Below are 18,412 nucleotides of genomic sequence, written 5' to 3' on the forward strand. Positions count from 1 at the left end.
TTTTTTATTCGTTCTGTGGAATTATTTTTGGTTTATGCGGAATTTTACATGGTTTATGCGAAAAAACCACCTATTTTTGCGTAAATTCGATGGCATTCTGGTACGAAAACAAACTGCAACTGCACTTCCTATTAATTCAGAAAGCTCATGTCATGCAGCAAATAATCTCCCGAGCGATTAAGTTTTTAAAAAAGAGCACTAGCCTTTATTGAAGATAGTTGCACTGCACGTTGATGTTTAGTGATTTCGCACGAAGAGTATCCGGACTCTTGGCCTATACCGCAAATTATGAACTTGCATATGATATAAAGACATGTACAGGGTAAAGGAGGGGTTTTCAATTGTCTAGAAATCTAGGTATTGTTACTGAATTTGAGATTGACAGTGCGAGTATTTTTAATATGGATACTTTAGAAGCAGTCACTCAAATTAAAGTGATGAAAAATCCAACTGACGTCGATGTTACAAATGATTTTTCAAAAGCAGTCGTTACATCCTCCGAAACAAACGAGTTACAATTAATTGATTTAACCACAAGCCCACTACAAATTATTGATACTCAATCAATACCCGCTAAAGCTTACGTTACCATTACCCCTAATAATAAATATGCCATTTTAACAGGTGGTCCGGACTCTACTTTTACTTTATCTTATGATATTGAAAACAAAACCATTTTATCTGAGCTTCCAAATGTTTCAGAGAGTAGCGCTATATCACCTAACGGCACTATTTTAACAATTAGCAACAAACAAGATAATGGGGCTATAAAGCAACTCAACATCAATGACAATGGGCTCCTAATAGATGAACAATACACAATAAGCAGTGGGGGGAACATTGCAAATAACATCATTTTCTCGCCAGATGCTAAATTTGCTTTTATTTCTAACACAAGCACTAGGTCAATCGGCATTGTATCCACGATTAATCCTCATCGCATTGGCCTTGTCAATGCATTTCCTCTAACTAGTCAACCACAAGGTATTGTCATGTCAGCAGATGGGAAAACACTATATGTATATACGGATTTTACGATTGATATTTTTACTTTTGATTCAAGTAGAGTATCTTTAACTTTAGAACGTCGCATTGCACACGGTTTACGAGCCGTAGGGTTTTTTGGCGGCAGACGAATTGTCTTGAATTCCAATAACGATCGTTTATTCCTTACAGCTGGTGTTACGTTAAATGCTTTCACTACTGCAGGAGAAAAACTAGGTACTATTCCAGACATTCGTGCACTTGGCGGTATGGCTGTCCCGACACCTAATTACTTTTCACGCGCCTACGTGCCACCACAACTTAATAACTTTTTAGACTTAATAAAAAAATGGCTTGGTCAAGAAAAATAATCGCATGTTTTGGCTATAAAGACGGTGCTGTCCAAAAAGCAAAGAGCGAGGCACTCATTGGACAGTACCATCTTTTAATTTAATATTTGATTTAGCAAAAAAATCTTTTCTATCCATTAATCTTTTATTTTCTACTTATTTTGCCTACAATGAAGTAAGAACTATTATAGAGAGGACTTTATTATGACTGATTTTCTTGAAAAAATTTCTCCGTTTATACTAAGTGAAGATAAACATATTCGCGACTTTGCATTGCATGCTATTGATAATAGTTTACTTGCCAATCCTTCAACATTTTTTATGGCATTTGAAGCGACAGATAAACTAAAACCGAACCCTAATATTAATCCGGTACTACCTTACACCAGGACGTATCCTTTTTCAAAAGAAGTTGTAGCAGAGCTAATCATTAGGATGAAAATGAAAGACGATAACTATCCATTTTACTACTCGATCCTACTAGAGTGTCCAACCTCTTTACTACAACTTTTTCATAATGATGTTAAGGAATTTATTAATCAAGATGTACTTGACTACTTTATAAGCTTACAAACTTTGGACATAGAAGACCTTTTTACGGAGTTCGGTGGTATTATCGCTGACTTAGACAGAGCCGAGCAATTCGAAGTAGGTTTATTCTCTACCGGAAAGCGAATTGTTCAAGAACTTATCAATCGAAACGAACTGGATATAGTTGAAGTAAGGTCTATGATTCAAAATGATTTAAATGAGGGACAAATTTCATTTACAGCCATTTACGGTGTGTACATAGCAGGAAAACTAAAGATTGAAGAATTAACTCCGATGATTGTTGCGTTATTAGCCAATGAGGAACATGATATTCTTCGTGAAGAGGCATGTGATGCTCTTGTGAAAATAGGAACTGACCAAGCTGTGTTAGAGCTTGAAAAGATTGCTCTTGAAACGACTAAGAATACATTTCTCTATGCGATTGATGTATTAGCAAACATTAAAACGAAGACGGCAGAACAAGTATTGCTCCGCTTATTTGAGCAAGCTAAAGATATAACTTTTAAAACATTAATCGCCGATGGACTTTGTCGCCAGCTTTCAACGGCTGCCATCCCGAAGGTTGCTGCCATGGTCGAGGCTGGATATGACGAAACCTTACTTGAACTAGAGGAATCTATATATGCGTGTTGCACTATTACCACCACTCCTCACCCTAAAATGTCAGAATGGAAGCAAGCATTAATTGAATTAGATGCTCGTATAGAGCAAATGGAAAAAGAAATGACTCAAAATCTTATAAGCACAGAAAAAGTTGGACGTAACGAGCCTTGTCCTTGTGGTAGCGGTAAAAAGTATAAAAAATGCTGTGGCGCATAATAGAAACGCGCAAGCGCCTTGCTTAATCCCGCCCAGCTTAAGACGTCCCCCGCAGGAAGGGCCTCCCTCCAGAGGGTGACGGCTTAAGACCTCGAGCTGTGAAAAGCATCATATTTCATATCATGTTTTTCACAAGATACTCAAGGAAGATTATTCACAGATGAAAAACTGGTTAGACGCTATAGCTAAACACTAATCTAAGTAATAAATTGAAACTCTCTCACATACACCACTGGTTTCACACACTCGTGAGACCAGTGATATTATTAGTTATTTAATAAACTCTTCACTGTTTCTTCTAACTCGCTATTCATTGGAGACACGTTACTTTTATAACGAGCCACTATTTCTCCATTTTGATCTATAACAAACTTTTCAAAGTTCCAGCTAATCTCCCCTTTTGGTTCAGCATTTTTCGTTAACCATGCATACAAAGGATGAATACTATCTCCCCTTGTATAAATTTTTTCAAAGATAGGGAACGTCACACCATAATTCACCTGGCAGAATTCTTTAATTTCTGCATTGGTGCCTGGCTCTTGTGCTCCGTAATCATTTGACGGGAAAGCCAAAACCTCGAGACCATCTTTATTATAAGTTTCATAAAGCGTCTGCAATTCCTCATATTGAGGTGTATATCCACATTTAGACGCTGTATTTACGATAACAAGGACGTTTCCCTTAAACTCAGATAAACTTTTTTCAATCCCATCTACTGTTTTTACGCTATAACTATAAAACGGTGTATCCGCACTCACTTTAACAACCTCCTTATCTTTCACTCCACATGACGTTACAATAACAAGAAAACTAAAAGCTATATAAAAATATAGTCGTGCATTTTTCATTACATTGCACTCCTCTACTCAAAGTTGTGCTCTCCCATCACTTTATATCCATTACAAGCTTGATTTAAACTTATGCAATATAGCCTTTGTTTTGCTTTTTTATATAGTCATCTTTCTCCATCTCCATAATAGCTTTTGTCACATACTTAACCGGCCAATCGGCTAATAAACCGAAAACAGATTGATTATGTAAGCCAAGACCTCTAATTTTGTTAGTTGTCTCTCCCTTTAATACTTGCGTGAACAAATGTAGCGACATTTCTTGATGATAGTTTTGTAGAAACACTATAATTCGCTGTATTTCATCAAGGGTCATTGAGTAGTTTTTAATTTGAATTATTATATCGGTAGGTCTAGGTTCATTCTCAGCTTTAAGCTTTTGCAACTGAACTCGCATGCTCTCCAGCTCATCTGTCATATCAAATGACAATAATTTGTGCCATTCTTCAACTTTCTTTAAAATCGTTATATCAGGTATATGAACTTGAGATAACCACAGCAACTTTGATTCATGTTGTTGTTTCGGAAAAGCCACTATTTTAATTGCTTTGTAACAATCCAACAAGGGATGCATTGGTATATCTAATTTATTTATACTCTTTTTAAGAGTAACAATTTCATCAATAATGTCTGTATGATTACGAAGCTTTATTTTTATGTCTTGTAATAACAAAAGTGTTTTGAGTAAGCGTTCGTTTTTCGATGCTATGTCATTAAATTGACTCTCTATCGTTGCTATTCTTTTTATAGCTTGATCCAAATCAACCTCATTAGGCAACACAACATAGTTATCATCAACTACATAATCAATATGGTATTTACAAATGTGACATGTACATGTAAGTTTTCTTGTCTTAGCATGTATTACTAACTCTTTTTCATGTAAGCACACACCTTGCCACTGCCAATCGAACGGTATTTCCCGATATGGACGCAGGACTATTTCAACTCGGTGACGCCAGTAAGCAATATCGTCTGGGTACTTTAAACTAGCAAGTATGGAAGACTTATTCATCGCTTCGACTGCTTGTATAACATTTTCCTTCGATGCTGCTAGTTTAATAAATGGATGTTCCACGTATGCATTGTTTATAAAAGCTAGCCAATCGTGACGCGGATGTTCAGATAGCTGTGAGCAAAACAGGTAATCTTCAACGACGTCATGAACATGCTTCGTTAATTGTTCTGCTGATAAGCTCTTTATTTCCTTTTTATAAAAGAGCTCTGATTGTATAGGTATTCCCCGTTGCAGAGAATGTTTTTTCCACAAGAACATTTCTGGCTTAATTAGCATGGGATACAAGTATTCTTGTTTGTATATCGGAACAGGAATATACGGTTCGTTAGTTTGCATGAAATGCTGTAGAATCCTTAGCTCGGCTTTAGACCGAGCAGAAAACTCATTTGCGACAGCTTCCTGTATACGTGACAGAGTGGCTCTTTCTTCTTTATGCCCGATAGAGCGGATATCTTTAAACCGCCTACCAACAGGTACAAAAACAAGGGCCGAATACGGATCAAATGTATAAGATAATTGTTTCGGTATAGTCATATTATTTCACCTCTTAAGTAGCTATCATTATACGATTGAATAGAGTTTAGAACCAAATTACAATGTGCTACCATTATCAAAATACTGAGGGTCATTGCAGATTAACACAATATACACCTTAGTTAACAAACAGTCACTGATATTCCCACATATAATGAAGACAGTTTTTTTCTCAGGAAGTTCTATAAAGAAAAAACGTCTCTACTTTTTGTAGAAACGCTGTCTTATTTCTTTTGCTTTATGTTTCATTTAGAGTGGTATCTTGCATGTCTTCTTCAACCAATTGGTCTAATTTTCTAATCATTTTTAACGCCTTATCATTTTCAATTTTACGATAATGATGTAACCCACCTTCTTCTTCATCCATTTCATCAGCAAGCTTTGTTATTTCTTGAAGAGGTGTACGTTTTATGAAACTATTTTTTATATATGAGTCTGTATGAAATAATATCGCGAATGCAATATCCTTTGCAAACTGCGGATTTTCGCCTAGACGTATTAATAATTTATGTGCACGTTCGGCGCCTTTAATCGCATGAATATCATTTTGCTTGTATAAATCATAGTCCCATTTTCCGTTCTTATACCATGTGTAATGTCCCATATCATGAAGTAATGCAGCTTTTGTAGCAAGGTCTACGGATACATTTTCTTGTTTAGCCAACTTAAAGGCGTGGTAAGCACAAGCGATGGCATGAGCAAGACCTGAACGAGATAGATATTTCTGCGCGATGCGATGATTATATATATCCATTAATGTTACATATCTCTTCACTTCATCTCACTCCTAAAAGGTTGAATTTTTAGAATATTAACATATTAAATAGAAGTCATCAAGTAAAGAACATAACTTTTTCCTCATTTTTTTCTATCGAGAATATACTTTGCATACATAGTAACTTTTTAAACGTAAATAAAATCCTTTGAAAGGTGATGTAGCACGTATATAAAAAAACTAAAACATTTTCTAACAGTCTTTATCCTTGTGGGTTTTAATGATCTCTTGATTGGGTATTACTGCGTTGGGACGTTCCAGTTTTTAGTTTCTAACTTTCTGTGTCGATGTTCTACAGGTCTCGTGTCGAATTTCTACCACTTTTGTGTCGATGTTCATTAATTTGACATATAATTGGATCAATCTCTCCACATGCAGCATACGCGCCGTCGATGTCAACTTGAATACTATTCGTAAGTCAAATAGAGAAGCAACTTAGTGTATGACTCGCTGTCGCCTAGACTTAGATAGCTATTTGCGCACAGATAAATAAAGTAAAAAAACTATTCTTAACGGGAAGAATAGCTTTTTAAAAGGTAGTACTTTATAAATTTCATTGTTTTGGAAACAACTTCTATTAATGCTAAGATGGCTATTAATACAAAGATTGCTCTGATACCTAAGAGGGATGTTGTACCGACATATAAGTTGGTATCCGTAATAATAATGACAGCTAAAATCAATGTCGCTGCTTTAACTATCAGTTCGTACAAAGCAATTTTCTTTGTTTTTACTCCTACTAATAAGTTCACTATATGATACATTATCTCTGCTAACCATACTGCACTTATGAACAGAATATACCCTTTAAGAACATTCACATTAATCGTATGAGTTAATGTTATGCCGCTTAATTGAAAACTACTTTCTAACAAAAGAATAATTTCTGGTGCTGCATTGAGTACCACAATTGCTACAGAAATGAAAATAATAGATAAAATACTTTCAAGCTTTGAATTAGGTTTAGGTCCAATCTCTATATCTTTCAACTTTTTTGGTGACCAGTTTTCCTCAAAGTTCATCTGTTGTTCACCAAAGTATCTAGTTATTAGTATAAAAACTATTGTTTGCATTCCGATTGCACTTAACGCTGCTGTGAGAATTTGTAGTGGGACATTAACTAGTCTTATAAAGAATTCATTTGTGGTGTGTGCTGTTGAGAATAGTTCTATGGTGAATACAACTGAAAAGGCTATAGTTAAAGATAGCAATATTATTTTGTTGATAAAAAAGAATAGGTCGGTGTAACTAGAACCAATAACTACATGCCCATTTCTATAACGATTTGCTACCTCACGTGGTGACCCATATGCCTGTATCGCTTTCTCCACTTGTTCCTCGGTGGGCTCAGGTCCATACTTCTCTTCAATCTCATCAAGAATCAGAGATCTTAACTCCGAAATAATATCTTCTCTTCCTTTATAAGGAAGATTTTGCTCAATTACATATAAATACTGCTCTATTAATTTCATGTCAAATCCTCCTTAGGTAACATACCTTGAATAATGTCATTTGTTTTTTTCCACTCTATTGACAACTGATGAAGCACTTCTTCACCCATCGTACTGATTTGGTAATATTTTCTTGGACGTGTTTCCGACGTATCCCACGTACTGATTAGTAGTCCTTGTTTCTCTAATCGTCGGAGGAGAGGATATAGAGTATTTTGTTCAATATCAATACCACGCTGCTGCAAATTTTGTACTAGTGAATAGCCATACGTTGCCTCATTTGTGTTCAGTAAGACACTAAGTACAAGCGTTCCTCTCTTTAATTCCTGTAGCAAGTTGTCTATCACCTTATCTTTTTCTGTCATTAACTCACCTCCTACACTCATTATACTGTACGACACACACTAATGTAAATAATATAACATTGATTAATTAACAATATTTTATATTATTTTATAGACATAAAAAAATACCTGCATGTCTAACAGGTATCAATGATTTAACACATTTATAATTCTAGCCTTCTTTCACTTTACGCTCTAACATTTCGTAGATAGAAGATACTCCTATCCACCAGTTCGGATCTTCTGCGTATTTACGGTTAATCCACTTGATGGGATCAACATCTGCTGGTCGATCTTCACTTAAGTTTACAATGGTTCTCGCTGCTATTTCTGTTGATTCTTTAATATTCGTATTAAAGTCCTGCCAGCTGTGAAACACGTTAAAAGGATTGTTAGCAATCTCAGCTGCTCGTTCATGAGACTTTGGCACAAAGGCTTGTTCTTGCCCTGTTATTGCAAACAATAATAATGGATGAATATTAAACTCATCTGCTACTGCTATAATAGTAGAAAAATAAGGTTCTTCTCCTAATAATGAGTCACGACCATCCAGAAATGCTCTAAGTTTATCTTCGTTAATTGGCTGATACTGAAGCTTGTTAGGTAACGCATTATTTAATCTGACTTCTTCTTCAACTACGTTTTTCACTTCCGTTACCTCTGTACTAATGGTTTGTGGAACCTCACTGTCCTGCATATCAATAGTCTGGAGAAGAGGAATAGCAATTAAAAAACAAATAATGGCTGCGATGACATAGGAATTCTTTACTGACGGAAACTCTTCCTTAGGCATGGCTTGTACAGTTTGAGTGAGAGCATTGGAAGTTGCCGAAGCAGCCACCTCACGTTCGTTTGATCGGATTTCTAGCTGCGCTGATACAAACTGCTCAATATCATCTAAATCAAAATCACTTTTAGTTTCTAACCACAAAGGCAATTCCTTAAGAACTTCATTATCTTCGACCACTTGAAAAGATGCATCAACAATGTCGTTTAACGTAATAGTCAATGTATGAGAGACAAGATTTTGTTGTAAAAGAAAGTGCCTTACGCTCTTTTTAGTTTCATTTGAATAATTCGGCAAAGCATTTTCTATTATGTTGAAAACTTCTTTAGCCAATATACGCGCTTTTTGTTTTGGTGTGTCATGTGGATATTTAACGTTGATTGAATTTTTTAATTGAATAATATGATCTTGATTTATCACTTCTTCTTTTATCAATTCTTCAAAAATCAAAAACAACGTCACCTCCCCATATACATAACTTCAACTTCAGCATAAAAAAATCCTGCTTAAAAAGTTTAACTAGCAGGAATTACAATTAGTTGGCTTAGTTTTCTTTCTGATAGGGTACTATTATGAAGTCTTTGTTAATAACTGATTCGTTTTAATTTCATCCTCCAAAAACTTTTGTGTAAGCTTTGTTAAGTCAGCTTCACTTGTAAATCTACTTAATTTCTCATCATACCAATCCTCTAAGTCTTTTTTCGTTAGTGTAAATGTTTGACCATTAAAATCAAATGCAATCCAATCTACATTTTGTACTAAGGTAAATATAAAAGTAGCATTATAGATTACCGTTTCTTTAATCTTTGTATCCTCATTTATGCCGTCATAGTTCAACATAATTCCGTAAGGTTCTTTTTCCGTTTTAAGTGCAAAGCCTTTAAAATAGTTTGCATTAGGAAGCCGTTCTACTATATTCCCAATTGAACTGTTATTTCCGACATATGTACCTTTATATTGAAAAATATCTTCATTCGCCGAACTAGAACTACATCCATTTAAAAATAAAAGTATTAAAAAAGTATAGCAAAAAATTTGAAAAAATATCCTCACAAGAATTCCTCCTTTGTATAAACACTTTACCACAAATATAACATCCAAAAACAAAATAAGGATAGAAAAAGCATTTGCTTCCTCACATCCTTATTTTAGATTACATATTAATTTCCTTCAGCTTCCATAGCATCTTCTTTTGTTTTATGAACAGTACCGAATGGGTGCTCAGGCGGTGCATAGATAACATATAGTTTTAAAGGTTTATCCCCTGTATTTACAATGTTATGCCATTTACCTGCAGGTACCATAACTGCGAAATCATCAGATACTTTTCGTTCAAAATCTAAATTATCTTTGCTATCCCCCATACGTACAAGTCCTTGTCCTTGCTCTAATCGTAAAAATTGATCAGTATTCGGATGAACTTCTAACCCAATATCACTACCGACATCAATACTCATTAGTGTTACCTGAAAGTGTTCTCCTGTCCAGATAGCGGTACGATAATTTGTGTTTTTCTTTGTAGCTTTCTCAATATCCACTACATACGGCTGTGTGCCAAAATCATTCAATTCATTCATACTTTCATTATTTAACGATTCTAATCGTCTAGCATTATCTTGTTCTAAATTAGCTGCTTGTAAAAACACTTGTCTTACAGTTGGGTGTTGTGTTAGCAACGAGCCTTTTTGATATTCTTCATAACCTTCTGTTTCTAAATCATAGGCCTTTTGTAATCCATCTTGATAGGTACGAAACGAAATATTGTTAATTTGGTACATCGGCTGTATGCCCGTCAATGTCATGTATTGTTCTGCAAATTGTTGTAAATTAAATCTTTTACATTCTAACGTATAGTAAATATCATTTTTATGATGTTGATTTGGTGCACTATTCGCTAAGCGACTGTAAAAATCGATTGCTGAAGCTTCTCGATTAATAGCTGATTGTAATGACTCAAATAATTGTTGGTCTGTTGAGCGAACATTAGGATTGAATACCGGAGAATTCAAATACGGATACGATTGAGGAACATTATACATTTTTTCTCATTCCCTTCATGATTTTACAGGGTTATAATATGCAAATGTCTAAGGAGTGTTCGATTTATATTAAAACTTTGAAAAATCTCTTAAATTCTATGAAGCATCAAGAAATATGGACTAATTGTTGGTATCATGAACTGCCCTTACTCCTAAATGTAGATAGATTATATATCAAAAAACAACCCGCAGTTAACTACGAGTTGTTTGGCGTTTTATTCTTCTACGATTGTAACTTCTTTCATTTTGTCACCTTGTTGAATGTCGTCAACGTATTCCATACCGTCAACTACTTTTCCGAAAACAGTGTGAACACCGTTTAAATGAGGCTGTGGCTCATAAACGATAAAGAATTGCGAACCACCTGTATCTTTTCCAGCATGCGCCATAGAAAGTGAACCACGCTCATGTTTGTGCGGATTACCTGCCGTTTCACACTTAATTGTATAGCCAGGACCACCAGTCCCGCGACCTTCAGGACATCCCCCTTGAGCCACGAATCCAGGAATCACTCGATGGAAAGATAAGCCATTGTAAAAGCCTTCTTTAATTAACTTTTCAAAGTTTTCTACTGTACCGGGTGCCTCATTTTGGAATAGTTCTATTTTGACTGAACCGCCTTTTTCTAAATCAATAACAGCATATTTGCTCATATGTAATACTCCTTTCCTTTTATGTACTTTTCGATTATACGATAAACTTCACAAAAAGAAAAATATTGAACACACTGTATGTTTGATTTTTTAAAAATTGTCAAAGCTGATAGTAATAGCATCATGTTTAGGAGGCAAAATAAAGTGAGGCTAATGATTCGTTTAATGATATTATTTGGAATTGTGAGCTTGTTTCAAATAGAGGCGCCAGTGAAAGGAGAAAATAACATCACTGGAAGTCATCAGCAGGTTGAACTGAACAACGCATCTTCATATAATCTAGAAAATACAAGTCTAGATGATATTATGTCCACATATGGACAAGAGGAAAATCCTTTTAATTCGGAAGATACACAGGTCCCTAACATTGACATAGATGAAGAACAGCTACAAGAGCATATTGTAACCTTTGCCAATAAAGTAGAAGAGTTTATTCAATCTGAGAAAGGCCAAAACTTTCTAGCTAAGCTAGAGAACTTTATCGAAGCGTTCTTCGCTATGATCTTTTCCTTGTTTGAATAGTTTTTTAAAGCATTTTAAAAGACCGAGAAAACATTTCCTCGGTCTTTCTCTGCTATCATTTAACTTTTGATTGTAACGGTATATCTAAACGTATTATATCCTCATAGCTTTCACGCTTAATAACAAGTTGCGTTTCACCATCTTCTACAAAAACAACTGCTGGACGAGTTATACGATTGTAGTTGTTGGCCATTGAGTAACCGTATGCACCAGTACAAAAAATCGCCAGAATATCGCCCGCTTCCATGCTAGGTAAAGAAGCATCCCAAATTAGCATATCACCCGATTCACAACACTTTCCAGCTATCGAGACAAGTTCTCTTTCCGTTTCATTCATACGATTTGCGACAGCTGCCTCATATTTTGCTTCATATAGCGCAGGGCGGATGTTGTCGCTCATCCCACCGTCAACGGCCACATACTTACGAACGTTAGGTACATCTTTGTGTGAACCAATTGTATATAAAGTCGTGCCCGCATCTCCAACTAATGAACGGCCTGGCTCAATCCATAATTCCGGAAACGGTAAACTATATTTACCAATTTCTTCTTTTACGACACTTACTAATTCTTTTACATAGTCCGAAACTGGAATTGGGTCATCCTCGCTCGTATATCGAATGCCAAAGCCCCCACCTAAGTTTAATACTGTCGGAGTAAAATCGTATTTGTCACGCCACATACTTAGTTTCTCAATTATTTTTTTAGCTGCTAGCACAAAGCCGGTCGTTTCGAAAATTTGAGAGCCTATATGGCAATGTAATCCTAAAAGGTTAAGATGAGATGACTTGATAGCCCTACTTAAAGCTTTTTCCGCTTGTCCATTTTGTAAATCAAAGCCAAACTTTGAATCTTCCTGTCCTGTTAAGATATAGTCATGCGTATGCGCTTCAATACCAGGGGTTACACGTAAAAGTATTGCCATTGTTGCTCTTTGTTTTTCACAAATTTCCTCAAGCATCGTCAATTCATGAAAATTATCAACTACGACACATCCTATACGTTGCTTTACTGCTTCGGTTAGTTCATGATAGCTTTTATTATTACCGTGGAAATGAATTTTTTCTGTTGGAAACTCTGCAGCGAGAGCTGTATATAACTCCCCACCAGAAACAACATCAAGTGATAAGCCTTCTTCATTAGCTAGCTGAAACATTGCTACCGATGAAAAAGCCTTACTTGCATAGGCAACCTGAGCTTTGACATCTAAAGAAGCGAAAGTGTCCTTGAAAGCGCGTGCACGCTCACGTATAAGAGCTACATCATATACATATAATGGTGTTCCATATTGTTCTGCGAGAACTGTTGTATTTACACCACCTATTAGCAAATGTCCGTCTGAATTTATTTGACTTGTACCATATAAATACATATTAAAACCCCTCGTTTCAGCAAGATCAGCCCATATTTTCCTATAAAAAGAAGACAGAGATAGCGACTCTGCCTTCGCGTCTAATTAATATCTTACATTACCATAATACACTTGTTTGTTCAAGAATTCATCCATTCGATTTACTAGACTGGCGCCTTCTGTTCTGTGGATGCACAATACTTGGGCGAAGCTTTGCTCCAGGTACAGCACGACGAATTATAATTTGCAAGAACTCACCTGGGCTAAAAGGGATAAAAGGCCATAAATATGGTGTATTGAGTGAGCGAATTTGTACTAAAAACAACACATATAATGTCGAGCCAATAACAAATCCAGGTACTTTAAACAGACTGACGGCAATAAGTAGCGTTAACCTTGCAATCTTATTAGCGATACTTAATTCATAGCTTGGTGTGGCAAAAGACCCTATTGCTGCTACAGCTATATATAAAATAACCTCTGGTACGAATAAACCAACATCAATGGCAATTTGCCCTATTAATACCGCAGCTATCAAACCCATTGCTGTTGATAAGGGAGTTGGCGTATGTATGGCAGCCATCCGTAAAAACTCAATACCAATATCAGCCAAGATAATTTGCAAAACAACAGGGATATTAGTCTCTTCTTTTGGGCCAATAAATGACAACGGTTCTGGTAACAAAGAGGGTTCTAATACAAATAATAGCCATAATGGCATTAAATAAATTGAGGCTATTATGCCAATAAATCGAACCCAACGAATAAACGTACCGATTGCAGGTGATTGACGATATTCTTCAGCATGCTGTACATGATGAAAAAATGTAGTTGGTGTTATGATGACACTTGGTGAAGTATCTACCATTACAAGTACATGCCCCTCTAACAAGTGTGTAGCCGCTACATCAGGTCTTTCTGTGTAGCGAACAAGTGGGTAAGGGTTATATCCTTGTTTCACCATGAATTCCTCGACTGATTTATCAGCCATCGTTAACCCATCAATATCAATCATACTAATTTCATTTTTAATAAGCTCAACAAGCTTTGGATTCGCAACATCTTGTATATACGAAATACAAACATCTGTTTTCGACCGCTCACCAACCTGCATAACTTCATTGCGCAAACGTTCATCACGAATACGTCGTCTTGTTAGCGCTGTATTTACAACAATGTTTTCTGTGTAGCCATCACGTGCTCCGCGAATAACCTTTTCCGTATCTGGTTCCTGCGGTGATCTACCTGGATAACTACGGACATCAACCGTGAATCCTTGCGATTTACCACTAACAAGAACAACTATTAAGCCAGATAAGAGTTTATCAACTGCCTCATCTAGATTTTTAACATCATCAACCTGTTGATGAGGCATATGATTTTTAATAACATTGATGAATTTCGTATCAATTTCACCGTTATGTTCGCTATTTTCGATCATAAGTAACTCACGCATAAGCTGCATGATAAAGCTAGTATCACACAATCCTGTTACAAAATATATATCTAACTCATTATCGTAAATATGCAGCTTACGAACACCAATGTCAAAGCTTTTTCCTACACCAATTTTATTTGCAAGAAATTCATGATTTCGTTTTGACGATTCAAATATTGGTGTCTTATTTTCTTTTTTTGCCATATCTCGCACTCCTTTCTAGGATGAGCTGTATCGCTTGCTTTGTAATGGGTGCTCCTTTTTTGGCGTCATCTAGCTTCGCCATTTTTCCTATATCTCCAATCCCCACTATAATCGGAGCATTTAATTGATCTACACAATACACCGTATCACCATTTATTCTGCCAATTTCTATATCAGGTACACCAAATTTATCTACTCCATATTCTGTTAAATTCCCATAACGATCTATACTTACATTAACCTTTGTCCATTCTGATTGATGGGTTTTAGCTGCAACTGCAATAATGCCTAGCAAATGGATATTAGGATGATTCACAACGTACTTCATCGCTCGCTCTCCTGCTCCTTCACCGATATAACCACTGTCATCAAACATAACAAGAACAGGATCGTTAGGTGTTTGTAAAATCAACTCTACAATCGCTGGTCCTGATAGGATAGTCGGATTGCCTTGAGAATTAGAGATACATCGGCCTCCAATTTCTTTAGCTGCTACTTCGACAGCTCTAGTAGCATATTCATCTCCGTCTGTCACAATAATGATTTCGCGTATAGTATTCATTTAGATTAATCACCTACCCTTTTGGCGAAAACCACACACTAGTAAAAAATGCGATTATTAAAGCTACCATAATCTGAGGTATATGTAGGCTAAACAAGCCTACCATGGAAATAAACGGTTGATTGAGTAGCTGCTGCTCGATACCATTCATTAAAGTATAACCAACATGTATTAAAAAAACGGACAACATCCCATTTGAATATTGATAAATGGGTTCATATAGATGAACAGCCTCTAATAAAATTCCAAATAAAACGACTATAGTCATAACATTTGTAGGTTTCCATTTAACATAATCTAGTAATATCTGACAACTTAAGCTTAGAAGTCCACCAACTATAAACGTAATAATATAAGTCATACTCATCCCTCATTTGCTTCAAGTACGACACCATGAGCGATAACAGGAATGAAATCTCCTTGCTCTAACATACTAGGAGAGTGTAAAGCTCCCGTGGCAACGAGTAGCACCCGTTTTAATCTTTTTTGTAAAAGCTCATGGATGACATATGTGAATGTAACTAGCGCACAACAGGCAGCCCCGCTTCCTCCTGCAAAAACATCTTGATTTGGCTCGAAAATCATTAATCCACAATCATTGTAGGAGGAACCTAGGTCAATTCCCTCTTTATTCAAAAGAATTTGTACTAGCTTATTACCATACGTTGATAAATCTCCTGTAATAATTAAGTCATAATCTTTTACCGTTTCTTTCATATCATGTAAATGCTGTGATATGGTGGATGAAGCAGCGATTGCCATTGCTTCTCCCATATTAAAAGGATCATTCATTTCTGTATTAATTACCTTGCCGATCGTTGCAGCGGTCACAGTAATTAGTGATGGTTTGTTGCTTAAAAAAGCAGCCCCGGCACCAGTAACTGTATAAGTTGCTGTATCGGGTATTTGCTGTCCAAGTTGTGTAGGGTTGCGAAAATACTTGTCAGCTGTTCGCTTGTGACTACTAACAGCAGTTATTGCATTTGAAATAAAGCTACCACTAATTAAGGCGCTTGCTGTGGCAATAATTGAAGTTAATGTTGCACATGCGCTATACATTCCAAGAAAAGAAACAGGAAGCTTGTAAGCCGTATAATGTGATGATGCTAACTGTGGTGTTAAATCACCCGCAAGCAATAGATCAATATTATTGATAGATGTGTTATTCTTCTTACAAACGATTTGTATAGAGTCAGATAATAATCGACGTTCAGCTTTTTCAAAAGTTTCTTCATCACAATACATATCTGAGTACGATTTATCAAACATCTTTCCTAACGGACCTTGCTTTTCCTTAGGGCCAGTTACAGTGGCAGCAGCATGTAGATAAACTGGGTTTTTGAATCTCCACGTATGCTTTGTATTGTTCACAATCCGAAGACCCCCTCTGAATTTGTGGGTGGAGATTTAAGTAAGTTATAACCTTATAAAAAAAATAGCAAAACAACTTTTATTATGGCTACACAATAGGCTGTAACGACAGCAAACACCAGCATGTGACTAATGAACTTTATCATATGCGTCGCGGAACCATGTATGCCGCCATTTAGCTTGTATTCAATAGATGTACTAACAAGACCATTCGCTAATCCTAAAAAAGTTATAACAGAAGTGGCCCCAGCATTTTGTGCAAACTTCTGATATAGATTTAATACAGTCATAGCAGTTGCTAGGATAATAAAAATGACAGAAACGAGTAGGCCTGCCGTATACGAATCGATTGAAAAAATACGAACGAAGAGCTTGTTAGCGACGGCCGCTACTGTTGATAAAATACCTCCGATTAAAAACGCTCGAATATTATTAGAAAGGTACGGACTCTTTGGCTGTGTTTGCTTTCTTATTTCATGAAACTGCTTGACATCCAAACAACATCACCTCATTACAATTTGACAAACACAACCCATTGGAACATAGAACCAACAATTTTCCCCAATACAATTGCTAAGATTAACACGAGAATTTTATCCCCAATCCCTATTCGCTTTGCCAAAATAGGTAAAACATTTAAAACTTCGGTTAGAGCGGCTGCCAACATACCTAGGAATATCCCATCTAATAAGCCAATAAAAATGAGCCATAATTTAGACAGATGTAGTTCCGGTGAATGAAGACTTGCTACAGTGCCCAGAACAGCACCAAATACAACACCCCACTCATACATATGAACAAAAGAGAAAGATTTTGTTAGTTGTGTAAGGCGAGGAATAATCCCAAGAACAGTTAAAAAGGCAACAAAACCCGATCCAACAGCTAACCCAGCTCCTAACCCTACTACAATGGTGAGAACGACACTAATTGTCGTCAATTTTTTTCATACTCTCTTTGTTTTCATGCATCATGACATATTGATCTACTGCTTGTTGGTAATTAAAGATTTCAACTTCCATAGGGCTAGGTTCCTCATTAATACGCTTACGTATTAAGTGATTAAAAAAAAGGATCATTCCTAGACCAAGACCAAACGAGTACGGGATTTGTAAAACTAAAGGATGTTCATTTTTTTCACCAGTAATGAGTGTATAAATTTTTTGATGCACTTCTTTCATACTTACATCTTCATGGAAATTCATTATTGCCACGGCTGATCCAATAAACAATAATAGCCAAACAAAAACGATAAAGGCAGGCTGATATTTATTTTTCGAATAAAGCACTTCTATAATAGTTTGACTCGGGCCAAGCGGCTGAATTTCTAGATCTTGATATGACTCCTGTACCTTTGCAATCACTTTTGCTATATCTATAACAATTAAATTTTTATCAGTCATATTAACGCGATATAATACTAAGTTTTTAAGCGCTAGCTCCAAATCAGGATAACTTACTACTCTGGAAATATCCCCTAATGTGATTACGGCATTAGGCTGAACCTCAATGCGATTTCGCATCCGTATATATACCGTATTTCCCATCAATATCACATCCCGCACAAAAATTTCCGTGTGTATGTGTAGTATGGATACTTGCGGCATTTACCATTCTGCAAATCGGAAGACGGTAGCAATTACCACAAATGGAAGAGAGAGTGTTAAAACTGGATTGCATAGAGGTCATTGGCTTAAGCTTTCTTCGTAGGAACGCTTTCTCTATTATGGTTGAGATTATGGAGTTTGGTTAATTTTGTTTGGTATGGGTGAAAATCTGAAGCTTGCGCAAGTTGGGGTTGTTCGGAAAAAAC

General features: G+C 36.2%; 20 protein-coding genes. 3 read left to right on the forward strand and 17 right to left on the reverse strand.

The window, feature by feature from the left end:
* The first annotated feature begins 341 nt into the window (after positions 1-341).
* Positions 342-1,355: a beta-propeller fold lactonase family protein gene (locus EJF36_RS12845; RefSeq protein WP_125906699.1), complete on the forward strand. Its 1,014-nt coding sequence runs from the start codon at positions 342-344 to the stop codon at positions 1,353-1,355.
* 183 nt (positions 1,356-1,538) lie between these two features.
* Positions 1,539-2,705: an SEC-C metal-binding domain-containing protein gene (locus tag EJF36_RS22020; protein WP_312028267.1), complete on the forward strand. Its 1,167-nt coding sequence runs from the start codon at positions 1,539-1,541 to the stop codon at positions 2,703-2,705.
* Between the two features lie 266 nt (positions 2,706-2,971).
* On the opposite strand, the gene EJF36_RS12855 is transcribed toward EJF36_RS22020, so the two are convergent.
* The 9 genes from EJF36_RS12855 to EJF36_RS12895 form a co-directional block, all read right to left on the reverse strand.
* Positions 2,972-3,553, reverse strand: a complete 582-nt coding sequence (locus tag EJF36_RS12855; RefSeq protein ID WP_125906700.1) for a glutathione peroxidase — start codon at positions 3,551-3,553, stop codon at positions 2,972-2,974.
* 70 nt (positions 3,554-3,623) lie between these two features.
* On the reverse strand, positions 3,624-5,105 hold the full coding sequence (locus tag EJF36_RS12860) for an RQC-minor-2 family DNA-binding protein (RefSeq protein ID WP_125906701.1): 1,482 nt from the start codon (positions 5,103-5,105) through the stop codon (positions 3,624-3,626).
* 238 nt (positions 5,106-5,343) lie between these two features.
* Positions 5,344-5,859: an HD domain-containing protein gene (locus EJF36_RS12865; protein WP_125908378.1), complete on the reverse strand. Its 516-nt coding sequence runs from the start codon at positions 5,857-5,859 to the stop codon at positions 5,344-5,346.
* Positions 5,860-6,389: 530 nt separating this feature from the next.
* Entirely contained in the window at positions 6,390-7,352 is a 963-nt protein-coding gene (locus EJF36_RS12870) for an HAAS signaling domain-containing protein (RefSeq protein WP_125906702.1), read from the reverse strand.
* The gene (locus EJF36_RS12875; protein WP_125906703.1) at positions 7,349-7,696 is read right to left on the reverse strand and encodes a PadR family transcriptional regulator; all 348 of its coding nucleotides are present in this window, start codon (positions 7,694-7,696) and stop codon (positions 7,349-7,351) included. The genes EJF36_RS12870 and EJF36_RS12875 overlap by 4 nt, the downstream gene beginning before the upstream one ends.
* Before the next feature lie 151 nt (positions 7,697-7,847).
* On the reverse strand, positions 7,848-8,912 hold the full coding sequence (locus EJF36_RS12880) for a hypothetical protein (protein ID WP_125906704.1): 1,065 nt from the start codon (positions 8,910-8,912) through the stop codon (positions 7,848-7,850).
* Positions 8,913-9,032: 120 nt separating this feature from the next.
* Positions 9,033-9,515, reverse strand: coding sequence for a DUF4825 domain-containing protein (locus tag EJF36_RS12885; RefSeq protein WP_125906705.1), 483 nt, complete (start codon positions 9,513-9,515; stop codon positions 9,033-9,035).
* Positions 9,516-9,622: 107 nt separating this feature from the next.
* Positions 9,623-10,501 (reverse strand): cupin domain-containing protein, encoded by an 879-nt coding sequence (locus EJF36_RS12890; protein ID WP_125906706.1) that lies wholly within the window; start codon positions 10,499-10,501, stop codon positions 9,623-9,625.
* Between the two features lie 215 nt (positions 10,502-10,716).
* Positions 10,717-11,154 carry a peptidylprolyl isomerase gene (locus EJF36_RS12895; protein ID WP_125906707.1) on the reverse strand — a complete coding sequence of 146 codons (438 nt, stop codon included), beginning with the start codon at positions 11,152-11,154 and terminating at the stop codon, positions 10,717-10,719.
* 144 nt (positions 11,155-11,298) lie between these two features.
* Here EJF36_RS12895 and EJF36_RS12900 point away from each other — a divergent pair, with 144 nt between their 5' ends.
* Entirely contained in the window at positions 11,299-11,676 is a 378-nt protein-coding gene (locus tag EJF36_RS12900; RefSeq protein ID WP_125906708.1) for a hypothetical protein, read from the forward strand.
* A gap of 55 nt (positions 11,677-11,731) precedes the next feature.
* Here the strand turns inward: EJF36_RS12900 and lysA are convergent, their stop codons facing one another.
* The 8 genes from lysA to EJF36_RS12940 all read right to left on the reverse strand — a co-directional run bounded on the left by lysA (position 11,732) and on the right by EJF36_RS12940 (position 18,146).
* Positions 11,732-13,048 (reverse strand): diaminopimelate decarboxylase, encoded by a 1,317-nt coding sequence (lysA, locus tag EJF36_RS12905; protein WP_125906709.1) that lies wholly within the window; start codon positions 13,046-13,048, stop codon positions 11,732-11,734.
* Positions 13,049-13,175: 127 nt separating this feature from the next.
* The gene (locus EJF36_RS12910; RefSeq protein ID WP_125906710.1) at positions 13,176-14,669 is read right to left on the reverse strand and encodes a spore germination protein; all 1,494 of its coding nucleotides are present in this window, start codon (positions 14,667-14,669) and stop codon (positions 13,176-13,178) included.
* On the reverse strand, positions 14,650-15,231 hold the full coding sequence (locus tag EJF36_RS12915) for a stage V sporulation protein AE (protein ID WP_125906711.1): 582 nt from the start codon (positions 15,229-15,231) through the stop codon (positions 14,650-14,652). The genes EJF36_RS12910 and EJF36_RS12915 overlap by 20 nt, the downstream gene beginning before the upstream one ends.
* Positions 15,232-15,244: 13 nt before the next feature.
* Positions 15,245-15,592, reverse strand: coding sequence for a SpoVA/SpoVAEb family sporulation membrane protein (locus EJF36_RS12920; protein ID WP_185806906.1), 348 nt, complete (start codon positions 15,590-15,592; stop codon positions 15,245-15,247).
* Between the two features lie 2 nt (positions 15,593-15,594).
* Positions 15,595-16,605, reverse strand: a complete 1,011-nt coding sequence (spoVAD, locus tag EJF36_RS12925; protein WP_125906713.1) for a stage V sporulation protein AD — start codon at positions 16,603-16,605, stop codon at positions 15,595-15,597.
* Between the two features lie 50 nt (positions 16,606-16,655).
* A complete protein-coding gene (locus tag EJF36_RS12930; protein WP_125906714.1) occupies positions 16,656-17,099 on the reverse strand; it encodes a SpoVA/SpoVAEb family sporulation membrane protein in 444 nt (147 codons plus the stop codon).
* Between the two features lie 14 nt (positions 17,100-17,113).
* A complete protein-coding gene (locus tag EJF36_RS12935; RefSeq protein WP_125906715.1) occupies positions 17,114-17,539 on the reverse strand; it encodes a stage V sporulation protein AB in 426 nt (141 codons plus the stop codon).
* Positions 17,526-18,146 (reverse strand): stage V sporulation protein AA, encoded by a 621-nt coding sequence (locus tag EJF36_RS12940; RefSeq protein ID WP_125906716.1) that lies wholly within the window; start codon positions 18,144-18,146, stop codon positions 17,526-17,528. The genes EJF36_RS12935 and EJF36_RS12940 overlap by 14 nt, the downstream gene beginning before the upstream one ends.
* Between the last annotated feature and the right edge of the window lie 266 nt (positions 18,147-18,412).

It is taken from the genome of Bacillus sp. HMF5848, from assembly GCF_003944835.1.
Classification (GTDB): domain Bacteria; phylum Bacillota; class Bacilli; order Bacillales; family HMF5848; genus HMF5848.

Bases quoted from the DNA above. Each gene is read 5' to 3' on its own strand.
- EJF36_RS22020 (WP_312028267.1), top strand. From the start codon at position 1,539: ATGACTGATTTTCTTGAAAAAATTTCTCCGTTTATACTAAGTGAAGAT.
- EJF36_RS12855 (WP_125906700.1), bottom strand. From the start codon at position 3,553: ATGAAAAATGCACGACTATATTTTTATATAGCTTTTAGTTTTCTTGTT.
- EJF36_RS12860 (WP_125906701.1), bottom strand. From the start codon at position 5,105: ATGACTATACCGAAACAATTATCTTATACATTTGATCCGTATTCGGCC.
- EJF36_RS12865 (WP_125908378.1), bottom strand. From the start codon at position 5,859: ATGGATATATATAATCATCGCATCGCGCAGAAATATCTATCTCGTTCA.
- EJF36_RS12870 (WP_125906702.1), bottom strand. From the start codon at position 7,352: ATGAAATTAATAGAGCAGTATTTATATGTAATTGAGCAAAATCTTCCT.
- EJF36_RS12875 (WP_125906703.1), bottom strand. From the start codon at position 7,696: ATGACAGAAAAAGATAAGGTGATAGACAACTTGCTACAGGAATTAAAG.
- EJF36_RS12890 (WP_125906706.1), bottom strand. From the start codon at position 10,501: ATGTATAATGTTCCTCAATCGTATCCGTATTTGAATTCTCCGGTATTC.
- EJF36_RS12895 (WP_125906707.1), bottom strand. From the start codon at position 11,154: ATGAGCAAATATGCTGTTATTGATTTAGAAAAAGGCGGTTCAGTCAAA.
- lysA (WP_125906709.1), bottom strand. From the start codon at position 13,048: ATGTATTTATATGGTACAAGTCAAATAAATTCAGACGGACATTTGCTA.
- EJF36_RS12910 (WP_125906710.1), bottom strand. From the start codon at position 14,669: ATGGCAAAAAAAGAAAATAAGACACCAATATTTGAATCGTCAAAACGA.
- EJF36_RS12915 (WP_125906711.1), bottom strand. From the start codon at position 15,231: ATGAATACTATACGCGAAATCATTATTGTGACAGACGGAGATGAATAT.
- EJF36_RS12920 (WP_185806906.1), bottom strand. From the start codon at position 15,592: ATGACTTATATTATTACGTTTATAGTTGGTGGACTTCTAAGCTTAAGT.
- EJF36_RS12940 (WP_125906716.1), bottom strand. From the start codon at position 18,146: ATGGGAAATACGGTATATATACGGATGCGAAATCGCATTGAGGTTCAG.